Source organism: Candidatus Pelagibacter sp. PS_11, assembly GCF_059417975.1.
Map to the genome: position 1 here is coordinate 1027701 of NZ_CM182075.1, position 14771 is coordinate 1042471.

14 protein-coding genes are annotated in these 14771 nt (G+C 32.7%); 3 read left to right on the plus strand and 11 right to left on the minus strand.

The features are described from left to right. The first annotated feature begins 46 nt into the window (after positions 1 to 46). Both AC5SLT_RS05395 and AC5SLT_RS05400 read left to right on the plus strand, forming a co-directional pair. Positions 47 to 760: a hypothetical protein gene (locus AC5SLT_RS05395; protein ID WP_494591587.1), complete on the plus strand. Its 714-nt coding sequence runs from the start codon at positions 47 to 49 to the stop codon at positions 758 to 760. Beyond that, on the plus strand, positions 761 to 970 hold the full coding sequence (locus tag AC5SLT_RS05400; protein ID WP_006997841.1) for a hypothetical protein: 210 nt from the start codon (positions 761 to 763) through the stop codon (positions 968 to 970). It abuts the gene before it with no gap. Between the two features lie 29 nt (positions 971 to 999). On the opposite strand, the gene AC5SLT_RS05405 is transcribed toward AC5SLT_RS05400, so the two are convergent. The 9 genes from AC5SLT_RS05405 to AC5SLT_RS05445 all read right to left on the minus strand — a co-directional run bounded on the left by AC5SLT_RS05405 (position 1000) and on the right by AC5SLT_RS05445 (position 12135). Then, entirely contained in the window at positions 1000 to 5715 is a 4716-nt protein-coding gene (locus AC5SLT_RS05405; protein WP_494591589.1) for a PilC/PilY family type IV pilus protein, read from the minus strand. A 3-nt stretch (positions 5716 to 5718) separates the two neighbouring features. After that, entirely contained in the window at positions 5719 to 6237 is a 519-nt protein-coding gene (locus AC5SLT_RS05410; RefSeq protein WP_494573926.1) for a pilus assembly protein, read from the minus strand. Between the two features lie 69 nt (positions 6238 to 6306). Next, positions 6307 to 7080, minus strand: a complete 774-nt coding sequence (locus AC5SLT_RS05415) for a pilus assembly PilX family protein (RefSeq protein ID WP_006997838.1) — start codon at positions 7078 to 7080, stop codon at positions 6307 to 6309. Further along, positions 7080 to 8012 (minus strand): PilW family protein, encoded by a 933-nt coding sequence (locus AC5SLT_RS05420; protein WP_006997837.1) that lies wholly within the window; start codon positions 8010 to 8012, stop codon positions 7080 to 7082. The genes AC5SLT_RS05415 and AC5SLT_RS05420 overlap by 1 nt, the downstream gene beginning before the upstream one ends. Next, on the minus strand, positions 8009 to 8659 hold the full coding sequence (locus tag AC5SLT_RS05425; protein WP_006997836.1) for a prepilin-type N-terminal cleavage/methylation domain-containing protein: 651 nt from the start codon (positions 8657 to 8659) through the stop codon (positions 8009 to 8011). Before AC5SLT_RS05425 ends, AC5SLT_RS05420 begins: the two co-directional genes overlap by 4 nt. Before the next feature lie 4 nt (positions 8660 to 8663). Continuing rightward, positions 8664 to 9389: a prepilin-type N-terminal cleavage/methylation domain-containing protein gene (locus AC5SLT_RS05430; protein ID WP_018413520.1), complete on the minus strand. Its 726-nt coding sequence runs from the start codon at positions 9387 to 9389 to the stop codon at positions 8664 to 8666. Then, positions 9364 to 10377, minus strand: coding sequence for a type IV pilus twitching motility protein PilT (locus AC5SLT_RS05435; RefSeq protein WP_006997834.1), 1014 nt, complete (start codon positions 10375 to 10377; stop codon positions 9364 to 9366). Before AC5SLT_RS05435 ends, AC5SLT_RS05430 begins: the two co-directional genes overlap by 26 nt. A 151-nt stretch (positions 10378 to 10528) precedes the next feature. Next, positions 10529 to 11191 (minus strand): hypothetical protein, encoded by a 663-nt coding sequence (locus AC5SLT_RS05440; protein WP_494591592.1) that lies wholly within the window; start codon positions 11189 to 11191, stop codon positions 10529 to 10531. Continuing rightward, positions 11191 to 12135, minus strand: a complete 945-nt coding sequence (locus AC5SLT_RS05445) for a mitochondrial fission ELM1 family protein (protein ID WP_494591593.1) — start codon at positions 12133 to 12135, stop codon at positions 11191 to 11193. Before AC5SLT_RS05445 ends, AC5SLT_RS05440 begins: the two co-directional genes overlap by 1 nt. A 21-nt stretch (positions 12136 to 12156) precedes the next feature. On the opposite strand from AC5SLT_RS05445, the gene trxB reads away from it, so the two are divergent. Next, on the plus strand, positions 12157 to 13101 hold the full coding sequence (gene trxB / locus AC5SLT_RS05450; RefSeq protein ID WP_011281457.1) for a thioredoxin-disulfide reductase: 945 nt from the start codon (positions 12157 to 12159) through the stop codon (positions 13099 to 13101). A gap of 10 nt (positions 13102 to 13111) precedes the next feature. On the opposite strand, the gene AC5SLT_RS05455 is transcribed toward trxB, so the two are convergent. Together AC5SLT_RS05455 and AC5SLT_RS05460 are read right to left on the minus strand one after the other, a co-directional pair. Then, the gene (locus AC5SLT_RS05455; protein WP_494591595.1) at positions 13112 to 13561 is read right to left on the minus strand and encodes a YtoQ family protein; all 450 of its coding nucleotides are present in this window, start codon (positions 13559 to 13561) and stop codon (positions 13112 to 13114) included. Beyond that, positions 13561 to 14760: a pyridoxal phosphate-dependent aminotransferase gene (locus tag AC5SLT_RS05460; RefSeq protein WP_006997828.1), complete on the minus strand. Its 1200-nt coding sequence runs from the start codon at positions 14758 to 14760 to the stop codon at positions 13561 to 13563. Before AC5SLT_RS05460 ends, AC5SLT_RS05455 begins: the two co-directional genes overlap by 1 nt. Positions 14761 to 14771: the final 11 nt, after the last annotated feature.

A 14771-nucleotide genomic window follows, 5' to 3' on the forward strand; every position in this document is an offset into this window, starting at 1 on the left:
GATTAACCATTAGAATTATTTTTTAAATTAATATAGATCAGTGTGTATGAAAAAATTTCTTTCCATAATAACCATATTCACTTTATCTTTTTATATATTGGTTGAATTTATAGGAGACAGATTAATTAAAAATATATTAGAAGATAATATTTCAAGTTCATTAAATAGAGAAGTATCAATTAAAAAATTAAGTATTGATTATTTAAGTGGTGAAGCTCGTGCAAATAACATTAAGATACTTAACAAAAAGTTTGATGGTAATTTAGCAGAAGTAGATTTTGTTAAAGTAAATTTAGATACATTCTCAATTTTTTCTAATGATATATTGATTAACGATGTTCAATTAAACAATATAAATTTAAATTATTATTTTAAATTTTCTGACAGAATTACTTCAGACAATCTAAGAAATCTTCAACAAGATCTTGAATTTAAAAATACCGACTCTCAATCAAGCAAATACTTTAATATTAAAAACCTAGATGCTAAAAATATTAATTTAGCCGTATTATCTTCTGATTTTGATTTTGAAAAAACCTTTACAATTAATGATATGAATTTTAAAGATATTGGTAATACTAAGGATAGTAAAAACTACAAAGATATTTTAAAAAAAGTATTTAAAGACATGGTGGTTGATGTACGAGAAAAAATAATGAGTAATAATTTATTAGATGCTGTTAAAAATTTGGATATCAAGCAAATAGAGAATACAGTAAAAGACAAATTAAAGAACAAGCTGAAAGGTTTGATTAACTAAATGAATACTTTTTTATTTATCAACATTATTATTGCATCATTAAATATATTCATTTTAGTTTATGCATATTCTTTAAATTTTTTTCCAATCAAATGGAGAAAAAAAATAAAACAAGATTCAATTGTTGGTTTGGCAATTATATTTATAACTATGCTTGATATGTTTGTGTGGGTTATATATTCCTATTTTAGGTTGTTTTCAGCTTCTTAGATCCACTTGTGAGAGTGTTATAACTTGAATTAATATCCTGTATCTCTCCAACCACCTGTATTTGACAAGATCTCACCAGGAACAGCTATAACAGAATATAAAGTATCACTGTCTTCACTAGGCCCTGCAACGTTTGCGTAAAGTTTGTCACCAAATATTACTAATTCAGATAAAACCCCTTCTCTAATGAATGTACAGTTGCTTCCGTTAGCTTCTGCGCCTTTAACAAGTTTATGTGAATTATTAGTTCCACATTCATCATCTGCTACACAAATATATGCATTTCCAATATTACATCGATTTGATCCTGGAGGCGGTTCATAAACTGGAAAATATACTTGTCCTTTAAATAAAGTTGGTGGGGCAGATGCTTTTCTGTGTGAATTATTATCACCTTGTGTATCTAAATGGATTACCCAGGCACTTTCTGCAGAATCTGGGCAAAGACTAGCATCAGTATCTCCTGTAACATCTGAGCAAACAGTTGCATCATCAATCGATTTAGCATTATCAGCTCCTTGATGAGCTGTGGATGTAAAAGCTTGATCATCAAATGAAGGAATAGTCACTCCATTTAAATGTTTAAAATAAGGATAATCAAAATCTCTAATCCCATATAAAATATTATCCATATTTCTATCTATATCTCCAAGTTTATTAAAGTCTCCAGTACCTCCAAACAACCAAAAATCTTTTGTGGTAACTCCTACACCTGCATCCATTGAGAAAAAAGTATATCTTTTATTGGTAGTACTTGCGTTTAATCTAAATAAGGTTGTTTGATCAAATAATTTAGCATCATTTTTTGTAGAGTCTGTTAAATTTATTTTAGTAATTTTTCCTTCTCTATCATTAATATAAACCATTGCCCCACGCCAAGGAATTCCAAATCCAGTATCAGGAGTGATCACAAGTGGGGACGTTGGAACCGCATTATTAATATTGCTACCGTTAGGTGTTTCAATTATATCATTTCCAAGAGCCACGCCTGATGGCGATGTATCAACAATTGTAATTGGTCCACCGTTTTGATCTCCACCGTAAAGTTTTCCTGGCTCATCCATATTGTCTAATTCAACCATAAACAAAGCAGAGCCCGCACATAAATTATTATTAGCCATTCCTGCACCCATAATTGCAACATATTTATCATTTGCTGGGTCTTCTCTCTCTGCTTCAATGTCTGATGGTAATCTTACAATCCTTGGTGTTGACCAAGTTTCACCTAATTTACTATAGTCAAAGAATGGATCAATTCCAGAAGATGATGTGCATGAGGTTTGAACAAATATATTTGTTGTTTCTCTTGTTTCATTTACACTTCCACCTGGATTATAAATTTTATCTTCATCAAAAGTAATTACAAATTGGCCATCGATCATTCTTGCATCTGAAAATTCTACTGGCAAAAATTCACCATCAACCATTTCTGAAACATTTATCATGTTTTCAGGTATGGATTGATTATTTGGGGTATTAAAAGATATATCACTAAAAGTGAAAGTTCTTCCTATGTAACAAGAAGCAGTTCCAGCAGTTTTAAATTCTCCAGTCACATCTGCATCAGACTGACATACAGCAATTGCATCTTGATTAGTAGTCGTCTCCGAGTCGATGGCTTCATCAGCAGTAACAGCTTCATTAAAATTTGATTGCGCTTTTAGGGCTTCATCTGAAGCAGATATTTCTGCAGAGCTTGAAAAATACTCTAATTCTCTAACTTCTCCTTCGTTGTCCATGATATATACAACATTATTAATATAATCATTATATACACTGAACATATGCATTGGTCCTAAACCATCTCTTACTAGTGGAGTGGTTACATCTAATACTGAAAAACCAGATCCACCTCTTCCAAACGGTTGGAATAATATGGTATGCCAACTAGCGGAACCTTCGACATCACCCTCTGGAGTTAAGCCTTTCATAAACACATCATGGACAACTGGAGAGCCGTCTACTCCAAACACTGCATTACTACCTCCCTTAAATCCATCAATTGCTCCATCAAGTCTGGAGTTAATTAATGTAGGTAATTTTCCAATTAAAAAGGGTGGTAAGAATGCCCATTCTTCATTTCCTGTTTCAGCAGAAAAAGCATGGAGTAATCCACTGTTAGAACCTGCATATAAAATATTTCTTCTACTTTGTTGTGAAGCTTTAAAGGCTTGATAATTATTTATAGTTCTAAAGTAAGCTTCTTGGTTATTATCAGTAAATTGGGTATTTCCATCTGGTGCGCCAATTTCAATTAATTGAGAATGATATATATCTCCAAGAACATGGCTTCTTAATTCTGTAGTGTCACAATCTCCATCATAATCAAAAAAATCTTGACCAGCTAAAAAACGTAGAATTCCATCTCGCTCATCATCTGTGGTATCATCTCCACCACATTTTGATGTTGAGGAATGATAATTTCTAAGAACATATCCTAGTCTTTCCATCTCAGGTTCTAAAGTTGGTGCAGTAGCCTCATTAACGTTATCCCAATTTCCTAAATAATCTAAACTTTGATCTGCAATGGGTGTCCATATATTTCTGCTATCAGCTGTACCAGGATCTGTAGGCCCGCCAGCTGCTTGCGTTCTTACTCGAGCTGCTGCATCCCAGTTTCCTGGTGCGTTAGGATCATGTTCAACTGTTCCATCTGCATTTAAAGTTTTCCTCAATATGGTTCCTTTCCACTCTCCAAATTGTTCATAAGCAAATTGCGCTTGGTATAATGAACCCCCTTGTTGAATGGTTGCTGTAATGGATGGTGCGGTAAATGCTAATCGCTCAGCTAAAATTTGTCTAATTTTCTGCTGAAGCTCAGTCTGAAGTTCCAGAGGTGTAGTGGCTACAATAGTTTGTTCACAATCTTCACCACCTGCTGCATCACATGAACCAACTAAAGCTAATTCATTAAATCTATTCATACCACTAGCTTTTATTCCATCTCCATAAGCAACCATCAAAGTTTTAATTCCTAATTCCTCTCTCATTCTCGTAAGTCTGCCTGCCGTCCGCCCTTGAAAACTAGTTGAAGCAGTTCCTGTACCAGACATCTCACCATCACCAATAACAATTACATAATTTAACTGACAGTCAGAGTTTGGGTCATGAGGAGAAACTGGACCAAAAAAATAATCATGAGCAATCTGAGAAAATGCTTCAGAGTCTGTGCCCCACTCCACTCCTAATCTCTCAACAACAGGAATAGCGTTACCAGCACCCTCTGGACCAATTCCAACATTTAAACAAGAATTACCAGTACATATTCTGCTTCGACCAGCAGGATGATTGCCGGACCAACCTCCATAATAATTGCAAGAAGTACCACTACCATGGCAATATTTGCCACCTCTTATACCAGTTTTTCCCTGACTACCTTCGCCAGCGTTCCAGTGACCAAAACCAAAATTAGCACCACTAGTTAAAGTACTATCTGTCAAAACGGCAATAATTGCTGCTTTTGCTCCGTCTAGTCTTGTTATTTTTGGCCCACCATATTGAATTTGCCAAGCTGTATTTCTATTTGAAGATGTAAAATTAGCTTCTGTTAATTCATCAACATAACTATTATGACTAAATAAAATTCTCCCACCAGATTTACTTATAGCAGTTAGTGCATTTGTAACTCTAACGCTATCAGCAGCTAAATTTCCAGCAGCTTGACCAGCGTTTGAAAGTGAACTAGCGGTTCCTAGACCGGTAATACGTGTACAAATGTTGTACCCAGCAGTCCATTGTACTCTTACAAGTTCTCTTCCGCTACCTCCTACAAAAAAAATATCATCGTCATTGCTAGATAACTCAAATTGTGTAATTTGGTTTATAGTTGAGTTACGGCTAGCACGACACTCCTTTTTTTCACCCCAGGCATATGAAATTACATTTTGTCCTCCAACATTTCTTGTTGCATATTCATAAAGATTCCCATCATCAGAAATATACATTCTTGTAGAGTCGCTATTTAATCTATAACGGTTTCCGTCATATATTCTGCCAAACACATCCGTTTGACCTTTACCTCTACCTGTAATTTCTTCGCAATCAGCTTGATTTAGATTACAGGTCATTTGAAAAGCATTTTTTCTACCCGATCTACCAAAAACTCCTACAATAATATGTCCTGCTGCATTAGCACTAATGTCCATACCGCGAATATGTTTTACACTATTTACCGTTAGTGCAAGTCTACATCTATATTGTGTATCAAGGGCAATAACTGCAACAGAAGAGGACCTATCATCAAATTGAACAGCAAATAAAAGATTTTCGTTACTGATATTAGTTCCTGGAACAGTTACTCCTGTTACATAGCGAGCTTCATGATATTTTCTAGTTGTAGAAATAAGATGATTAGTTGTTCTGGATCCATCCCTTAAACGGTAATCACATCGTTGATCAGTATTACTTCCTGCCCACCAAGTATCTCTTGTATAAGATCCGCCTGATTGATTGGTTCCAGTAAAGTTAATTCTCTCACCGGCAGAATTAAAAAGATATAATCCTCCCAGCGATTTATCGGCACTTGTTAAAACCCTATTTCCATTTCCATCGATTGCAGCAGAGCTTATAACAGGAATACCATCTCCTAATGTACGTCTCATACTAGCGGAGCTATCTAATAAAATTAAAATATTAGCTGGTACATCCCCTTCACCTGATCCAGGTGGCAATGGTTTTGCATAAGATGTTTGATTAAAATTAATAATTAAAATTAATAAACTAAATAATTTAAATAATATTTTCATAAATTAAAAAAACTTTATGACATTAGGTCCGAACAAAAATGAATCAAACTCTGGCTTTGTAATAATTAACATTTCATAAATTCCACTTGAATCACTAACTCTACCATAAATGACGTCATCACCAAAAGATGACAAAGATATAGCCCCTGTCCACTCTTCATCAAAATCTACTTCACTTTTGTACCCTAAATGTGTTTTTGCAAAGTCTATGATTTTGTTATTTTTTGCTTCACCCAAAGCACCTTCAATTTCAGTTCCAATGAGTTTTCCTTCTTTAATAAATACTTTTAAAACACTATTTTCTAATTGAGAATTTTCACATAAATTTAAACTGTCATATTCTTTAACGTAGGTAGCAGTTGGATCACCACCACCCGGAGGCTCGTCTAAATTATCATATTTTTCAATGATGCTTGAAACTGGGGTACCAATTTGTTCTTTTAAAAATTCACACGCCCCACTCATGGTTAATGAACTGAAATATAAAAAAAGTGATAACAATCCAATAAAGATATTTTTCATTATCATTAATAATAGCCCGTATTTTAAAAGATTGTAATTAAAGTAATGATTATGGTGCTCATTTTGTGTTTAACTAGATAAAATAATTAAAGTTTCTAAAGGAATTAAAATTTCAGGATCCTCAAATTCGCCTAATTCTGCGCCCTTAGGCATTAAATATCCACAACCATATATTCTATAAGCTGTTCCTTGTCTTTGAGCGTTAGTAGAGGTTTTTTTAAGACTAGCCCCTGCTCCTTTAAAGGTAGAGGAACCAACATTAATTGAAAAAAACTCATATCTATACCTTTTTAAATATTCTTTTTCTTTTTCCGCATCATCTGCCTCTAATCCTACATCACTTGGGGTATTTAAAATTGGCTCAATTAAACTTCCAAAATTTTGATTAGTAAAATGATCTGTAACTAAAGATAAATTTCCCCCAGCATCATTTCTGATTAAATTTCTAAAACTTTTAAAACAAGGAGTTTCTACAGGAGTAAGAGTATTTCTAGGAGTATCTCTTCCATCTGTGTTTCTTGCAAAGCCATCAATTGCTGTGGCTGTAAGTTGCTCAATATAATTATTGTGAGCAGTAATCTCTGTAGGTGTAGATCCAACTGGTGGTGTGGTAATCGTACTCACTTCTGTCCAAGGTCCAATCATTCTGTTAATTATTCTTTTCTCTGCTTCAATTAAGGCATGTTCAGCAACATAAAAAGTTTGTTGATATTGATCACTAGTATTATTGCTTTGATGATCCCCTGAAGAAATTACAATTAAAGCGCCTCCCATCAACGACATTACTAATAACATCACAAGTGATAAAATTAGTGTAAATCCATTTTGATTATTTTTTTTCATTAAAATATATCCTGTCCAACAATATTTCTTGTGTATACGGTCACCACTACATTATCCCTTAAGTTTCTATCTGAAAAAGATCTTATCGCTCTAGAAAATCCACTTAATTGTCTTTCATTTCCTGTCCTACTTTCAAATCTAAAGAAAGGCTTTTCAGAAATAAATGCGATCCTAATATCTACTGCTCTAATTTTATATAAATTTCCCCTCGAAGCTTCAGAATTTGTATTTGGGTAAGGACTTAAAACTTTTCCATTTTGATCTAATGCAATAAATTCCATATCTTCAACATAATCTCTTACTAATTCATTGTGATAACACTCGGAACAATCTGAAACCCAACTTCCAGTTTCTTGACCAATATTTTGTTGCCAACTAATTTTGGATTTGTATATGCCGTATCTTGGATTTATAGGGCCATCAGCATTAGAACCATCTGATAATGGATTTGCAAAATAAGTTAGCTTATATCTTTTGTAAGGTTGAGTAGCATCATTTTGATTAAAATCATCATAAACAATATGAATTTTATCACAGCAAGTATCATCTAAGTTATGTTTTGGAGTTGGAGTAGCAATAGCATCACTTAGTGAATGTCCAAGTTCATTTGGAATTATCACAATTGGATCATGGCTATCTTTTACCGTAGTAGCACCACCAACAAATTCTAAATAACTTTCTACTGGAAAACCCAAATCATTATCACCTAAATAATATTTAAATCCTGCCATTCGTGTATCACGAATTAATAACTCGATTAAATCTCTAGAAGATCTGCTTACTTTAGCTTTTTCTAACACTTGAGTATAAGTTGAATTTACAATTGAATAAGTTGTATAAATTGCAGCCATCATTATCGATGACACCACCACACTAATTAAAATCTCAATTAATGTAAGACCAGCAATAGATTTTAAATTTTTTTTATTCATTGTTTAAGTTTATAGTCTGACTGAAAATATATAAATTTTCTTTTTTTACCTTCATTTAATTTCATCTCCACTCTACCAATGTACAAAGGCTCATCTGTTATAGAATCTAATTTATAATCACAAGCATCCCACTTACATATTTCAAATACTTGCAATTTTTTTTCTTCAGTTGTGCTTTTACATTTTAAAAATCTATTTTCTTCAAATATAGTATTCCACTTAGCTTGTTTATTTCGAGGAGCATCCACTTGTTGAGTTTCATAGATGTTTTGTTTATTCTCAACTGGTGTAGTGGTATCAGAACTACTTCCACCACAGCTCAGATCTGCACTCCAACTATTGTCACTTAGATGCTTTGAAAATGTATTTAATGTGTCTCCATCTAGTGATGCGGTCCCATCAGTACTATAGATTATATTTTCATTATCAGAATTTACTCCATAGAAAGAATTTTTACTTCCAATGACGTCTTCTACTATCATCTCAGTTAAAAAATTTGCCTTAGTTCTATCTCCTGAATTATCTATTGATTGAACGGAAAAATTTGTCATTTGTAAAATTGAAACAAATCCAATTCCAATAATCACAACTGAGACAAGTGCTTCTATTAAAGAAAGTCCAGAAATATTATGTTTTTGTTTTTTCATCTTGTTATTGTTTAACCCAATCAGAATTTCTTGTATCCCATTTTTCAAGTATCACATTGCCAAATCTTGACCATTCAATAACATATAAATGATCATGCTCTGAAGCAGGTGTTCCATCGCTATCAACATCGCAACTTGATCGATCATTTGTTCTTCTGCAAATAAATAAAGTATTATCTACAGATCTTGCTACATCCCCCTCTTCAGGCAAGGATGATTGTAATTTACCTGCGCCACTGTACCATTTCTCATTTTTACTAAAACAAATAGCTCCGTCATCCCCTTCCCAAGAAGTTGCCATATTATCATAAGTAATTTGTCTTACTTCAACATTATCAGCACCTTGATCTGGATCATCATCCCAATATGCATCGTCTGTTATATTACATCGATCACCAATTTTTGCCCACCAGTCACTAGTTCCATCATTTAACAAACTTGCTAGTTTTTCTGGTTTCATTCCTTTTGATGTAACAATTAAATTTCTTTCTGCGCCATTCACTTCTTCTAATATATGTACTTGAACAAATGCATATTGACCTCTTTGAACTTGTGAATTTATTCCTTCGATTAAAGATTTTATACTAAGTACTGCGCTTCTAGTCTCTCTATCTTTTCGCCATTCAGAAAAATTGGGATAACCTATGGCTGAGATGACGCCAATAAGTACAACGACAACAATTAATTCAAGGACGTTAAATCCTTTAATCTTCTCGTCCTGCACTCGCATCTATCTTACCTGCCTTAACTAATTCTTCTAATGATTTAGTCATAGTAATCATACCATCTCTCACAGAAGTTTGCATGATGCTAGGTATTTGATGAATTTTAGCCTCTCTAATTAAGTTTTGAATTGGAGGCGTACACTTCATCACTTCAAACGCTGCACAACGGCCTTGACCATCTTTTGTTTTAAGAAGTCTTTGAGTAACCACCATCTTTAAAGAAGAAGATATCTGTGCTCTTATTTGAGCTTGTTGCTCAGGTGGAAAAACGTCAATAATTCTATTGATGGTATTAGGAGCACCACTAGTGTGAAGTGTTCCAAAAACTAGGTGTCCTGTTTCAGCAGCAGTTAATGCAAGTGAAACTGTTTCTAAATCTCTCATCTCCCCAACTAGAATTACATCTGGGTCTTCTCTGAGTGCAGCTTTTAATGCACTAGAAAATGTTTTGGTTTGTTTTCCTACTTCTCGATGAGACACAATACTTTTTAAATCTTTATGAATAAATTCAACCGGATCTTCAACTGTAATAATATTTGAAGTTCTAGTTTTATTAATCTCATTTACAATTGCTGCAAGTGTTGTGGACTTACCAGACCCTGTTGGTCCAGTTACTAAAACTAATCCTTTATGCATATCGACAATATCATAAAGAACTTGTGGTAAATCAAATTGATCCATTTCAGGAATAACGCTCTCTACTCTTCTTAATACAGCAGCTGGTCCTTGAATAGTTTTATAAAAATTAGCTCTAAATCTTAATCCACTTAATGTAACTGACGAATCTAGTTCATGAGTTTCACTAAACTTTTTCATTTCAGTTTCGTTACAATTAGTAGATATTAGATCTTGAAGATCTTGTTCTTTAACAACAATTTCTTGAATTTTGTGTATTTCTCCAGTTTGCCTAAACGCTAATGGCCAACCAGTTCTAATATGAAAATCTGAAATTTTTTTATTATTTTTTGCTAATTCTTCTAATTTTTCAAACATGATGAATTTCTACATACAAATATTAACAAAAACAATGTTTACTTAGTTATCTGTGTTCAAAATAAGTTTTTTCTTTTATTTGGAGATAATGAAGCAATCAGAATGGGGACTAATAGATGTTATTGTTAATAATGAAAGAGTTTTAATTTAATTACAGAACTTTCCAATCTGTTTCAAAAGTAACATAGTTAACCTGAAGACATCGTCTTTCTTTAACTATTTTCTTTTTTTCCATACCATGCCAAGTATTCGGACCACTAGCAAACATATATCCGTAATTATTTTTGTAAGGAACTGTTTTAACCTTTTCTAATTTTTCATTATAAAAATCAGTTCCAAGGTCTTCTGATTCATTGGCATTGTTTATAAAAATTAAGCCTGATAATAGTTTTTCTTTGATATCGCAGTGAGGCTTTAACCAGAACCCTTCCCTATCGCAAATAACTTCAACTCTAACATATGAGTTTGATAAATCTCTATTGATCATTTTTGAAATAGCTTCATGGGTTTCTTTTGATTGAAGTTCGTTAATAAATTTAACTAAATTTGGAAATTGTTTTTCATTTTCTTTGGTAACAAAACATCTAAATTTTATAGCTTCTCCACCTGATGCTATTCCTTCCCTAAATTCAGCAGCACCTCCATCTATTGCTCGGGTACCATCATAATTTAAATCATGTTTGCTAACATCGGGTATATCTGCAGTTATAATTTCTTGAATTGCTTCATCGGTTAATGCATCATTATATTCCCAGTGTATAAAGGGAGTTTCGTGTTTTTTAGATTGATTTTGAATAGAGTTTAAAAATAACATTATAAATTTATTTTTTGTTTAATAATATTTGCCACTCTATTAGTTTCGTCTAATTTTTCATAGCTCCATATTTCTACTTCTTCACCTAAATTTCTAATGATATTTAGTTCTCTAAATAAATTTCTAAATCTTTGAAATCTTTTGTCATTTTTTTTAGGTGAAATATTAGCTACGTAGATTGGTTTTCCAGTTAAAGCAGCTTCTGATATCATGGAGCTAGAGTCACATGTTACTACAATTTTTTCTGAAATTGCTAAAGCTGATAGATAAGCTTTCTTATCAATAGTTTCAATAACTATATGATTTTCACCAAAATAATCTTTTGCATATTGAATTATATTTTTTGGTGTTCTCATTGAAGGGATCACAACTAATTGAAAGTTGTTCTGTTTATTTAAGTTGTTTAAATTTTCAAAAATAGCTTTAATATTTTCTCTTGAATATTCATAATACTTTGTAGGACCACCTATTATTAAAGTCCAAATTTTTCTTTCATCTTTTTTAATAAATGAATTTAAATAATCTTTATTTTCATTTATTTCACTTTCAGTAAGGTAATGAATTGCACCTTTTGTACTGATAACATTTTGGCCTTCAATTCCATCATGTTCTGGTGCCACAATGAAATCAAAATTTTTAAAATTAACTTTTGGATTTTGAATATGAATATTAATAACTCTTTTATTAGAATTCTTTTTTAAATGAATAGATGGAATTACACTTTTTCTTCCACATGAAATGATTACATCAAAATCAGAAGATTCTACTTTTTTATAAACATTACTTGAAACTGGTGTTAGCTTTGGGGGAAATAATTTCCAAAAATTATTAAGTTCAATCTTCTCGTGTATAAAATCTAAATCTAGGGCCTTTGCTAAACCTTCTACTTGGCTGATCATGCCGTGCATACCCTCAGTCAATAATATCCCTTTTAATTTTGTCATTTATCCTTATATAACTTCTGCATGAGTGAAAATCCAATTAAACACACAAAAGTGTTAATAATAGGGTCAGGTCCAGCTGGCTATACAGCCGCTGTATATGCTGCCCGAGCAATGCTAAATCCTATTCTAGTTTATGGAGTTCAGCCTGGTGGGCAATTAACGACAACAACCGATGTAGAAAATTATCCTGGGTTTTCAGATGTAATTCAGGGTCCATGGTTAATGGATCAAATGAGAGATCAAGCAAAAGCAGTTGGAACAGATCTAATTGAAGATCATATTTCTTCAGTTAATTTAAAATCTACACCCTTTGAAGCTATTGGAGATAGTGGACAAAAATATACAGCTGACAGCATAATTATTTCAACTGGTGCTCAAGCAAGATGGTTAAACTTAGAATCAGAACAAGCTTATAGAGGCTTTGGAGTTTCAGCATGCGCAACATGTGATGGTTTTTTCTTTAAAGAAAAAGTTGTAGCAGTTGTTGGTGGTGGAAACGCTGCAGTTGAAGAGGCAATGTTTCTTACAAAATTTGCATCAAAAGTAAAATTAATTCATAGAAGAGATACTTTAAGAGCAGAAAAATTACTTCAGAAAAAATTAATGGAAAATAAAAAAATTGAAATAATTTGGGATAGTGCTGTTGAAGAGGTTATTGGGGATAGCGAACCTAAAAATGTTAAAGCTATTAAGATTAAAAATTTAAAAACTAATAAAATTGAAGAAATGAAAATAGATGGCTTATTTATTGCAATTGGTCACGACCCAGCAACAGCTTTATTTAAAGAACAGTTAGAAATGGATAAAGAAGGTTATTTATTGACCAAACCAGATTCAACAGAGACGAATATCCCTGGAGTTTATGCTGCGGGTGATGTTAAAGACAAAACGTTTAGACAAGCTGTAACAGCTGCAGGAATGGGTTGTATGGCTGCACTTGAAGCTGAAAAATTTTTATCCCACTAGATAGTTGGATCTATTTTAAAGATCCTTCTAAAATATATTTTAATATACGAAAAGCTTGTTTTTGATCTGACGCAACAGCAACAGCAGAGCTATCCACTTCTTTAAGGGCATGTTGGTGATCATCGTTATGAATAACAATCATAGATTTATTAAGTGCAGTAGCATAACCTGCATCAAAAGCTGCATTCCATTGTTTAAATTTTTCACCAAACTTAACAATAATTACATCACAATCTTGAATAGATTTTTTGGTTCTAATTGAATTAATATTAGCGCCTTTTCTATCTTTCCAAAAATTTTTTTCTTCAGCTCCTAGAATTTCTACACCACAATTGTCAGAGGCTTCATGGTCAGTGACAGGAGAGGTAAATTTAACATCTAATTTCTCTTTTTCACAAAGTTGAATAATTTCTTCTCTCCAATTACTGTGAATTTCACCTGCTAAATATACGTTTAACATTAGTTTAAGCTTTTACAAAAAGTAGATATTTTTTCTAAAGCTTTTTTAAGATTGTCCATTGAAGTTGCATATGAAATTCTAAAAAAACCTTCTAACCCAAATGCAGAGCCCTGAACAACTGCTACACCACTATTTTCTAATAAAGACTGAACAAAATCAGTATCTGTCTTAAGCTCTTTACCACTTGTATCTTTTTTTCCCATCAATCCTTTGCAGCTTGGAAAAACATAAAATGCTCCATCTGGATTTAAACATTCAATCCCATCAATTCCATTTAATGCTTTAACAACAAAATTTCTTCTCTCTTGAAATGAAGTTGCTCTCTCTTTAATAAAATCTTGAGTTCCATTTAATGCTTCAACAGCTGCAGCTTGACTAATTGAAGATGGATTTGTTGTTGATTGCGATTGTATTTTAGCAATTGCTTTAATAATATCTTTAGGACCAGCCGCATACCCTATTCTCCAGCCTGTCATTGAGTAAGCTTTACTAACCCCATTCATTGTAAGAACTCTCTCTTTCAAGCCATCAATTTGTGCAATAGTAAAAAATTTAAATCCTTCGTATGTTACGTGTTCATAAATATCATCACTTAAAATATGAACATGAGGATGATTTGCTAAAACATATGCAATTTCTTTAATGTCACTTTCAGTATAACAAGCACCCGTTGGATTTGATGGTGAATTTAATATTATCCACTTTGTTTTTGGTGTTATAGATTTTTCTAATTTAGCTGGATTAATTTTAAATCCTTGTTTTTCATTACACTCTAAAATAATTGGAGTTCCACCGGCTAATAAAACCATGTCAGGATACGAAACCCAATAAGGCGCAGGAACTATAACTTCGTCTCCTTCATTTAGAGTTGCCATCATGGCATTATAAATTACATGTTTTCCGCCAGCACCAACTGTAATTTGATCAGTTGTATAATCTAGATTGTTTTCTCTTTTAAATTTTTTAACAATGGCATCTTTTAAAGCAGCAGTTCCATCAACTGCTGTATATTTAGTATCACCATCATTAATGGCTTTTATAGCCGCTTGTTTGATATTATCTGGTGTATCAAAGTCAGGCTCTCCTGCTCCAAGACCTATAACGTCTTTTCCAGCAGCCTTTAACTCCCTTGCCTTTTGAGTTACAGCAATAGTTGGTGATGGTTTAATTTTTTTTAGACTGTCTGATATAATGCTCATTGAAATATAAT

Coding starts and splice junctions, on each gene's coding strand:
- AC5SLT_RS05395 (WP_494591587.1), top strand. CDS start 47: ATGAAAAAATTTCTTTCCATAATAACCATATTCACTTTATCTTTTTAT.
- AC5SLT_RS05400 (WP_006997841.1), top strand. CDS start 761: ATGAATACTTTTTTATTTATCAACATTATTATTGCATCATTAAATATA.
- AC5SLT_RS05405 (WP_494591589.1), bottom strand. CDS start 5,715: ATGAAAATATTATTTAAATTATTTAGTTTATTAATTTTAATTATTAAT.
- AC5SLT_RS05410 (WP_494573926.1), bottom strand. CDS start 6,237: ATGAAAAATATCTTTATTGGATTGTTATCACTTTTTTTATATTTCAGT.
- AC5SLT_RS05415 (WP_006997838.1), bottom strand. CDS start 7,080: ATGAAAAAAAATAATCAAAATGGATTTACACTAATTTTATCACTTGTG.
- AC5SLT_RS05420 (WP_006997837.1), bottom strand. CDS start 8,012: ATGAATAAAAAAAATTTAAAATCTATTGCTGGTCTTACATTAATTGAG.
- AC5SLT_RS05425 (WP_006997836.1), bottom strand. CDS start 8,659: ATGAAAAAACAAAAACATAATATTTCTGGACTTTCTTTAATAGAAGCA.
- AC5SLT_RS05430 (WP_018413520.1), bottom strand. CDS start 9,389: ATGCGAGTGCAGGACGAGAAGATTAAAGGATTTAACGTCCTTGAATTA.
- AC5SLT_RS05435 (WP_006997834.1), bottom strand. CDS start 10,377: ATGTTTGAAAAATTAGAAGAATTAGCAAAAAATAATAAAAAAATTTCA.
- AC5SLT_RS05440 (WP_494591592.1), bottom strand. CDS start 11,191: ATGTTATTTTTAAACTCTATTCAAAATCAATCTAAAAAACACGAAACT.
- AC5SLT_RS05445 (WP_494591593.1), bottom strand. CDS start 12,135: ATGACAAAATTAAAAGGGATATTATTGACTGAGGGTATGCACGGCATG.
- trxB (WP_011281457.1), top strand. CDS start 12,157: ATGAGTGAAAATCCAATTAAACACACAAAAGTGTTAATAATAGGGTCA.
- AC5SLT_RS05455 (WP_494591595.1), bottom strand. CDS start 13,561: ATGTTAAACGTATATTTAGCAGGTGAAATTCACAGTAATTGGAGAGAA.
- AC5SLT_RS05460 (WP_006997828.1), bottom strand. CDS start 14,760: ATGAGCATTATATCAGACAGTCTAAAAAAAATTAAACCATCACCAACT.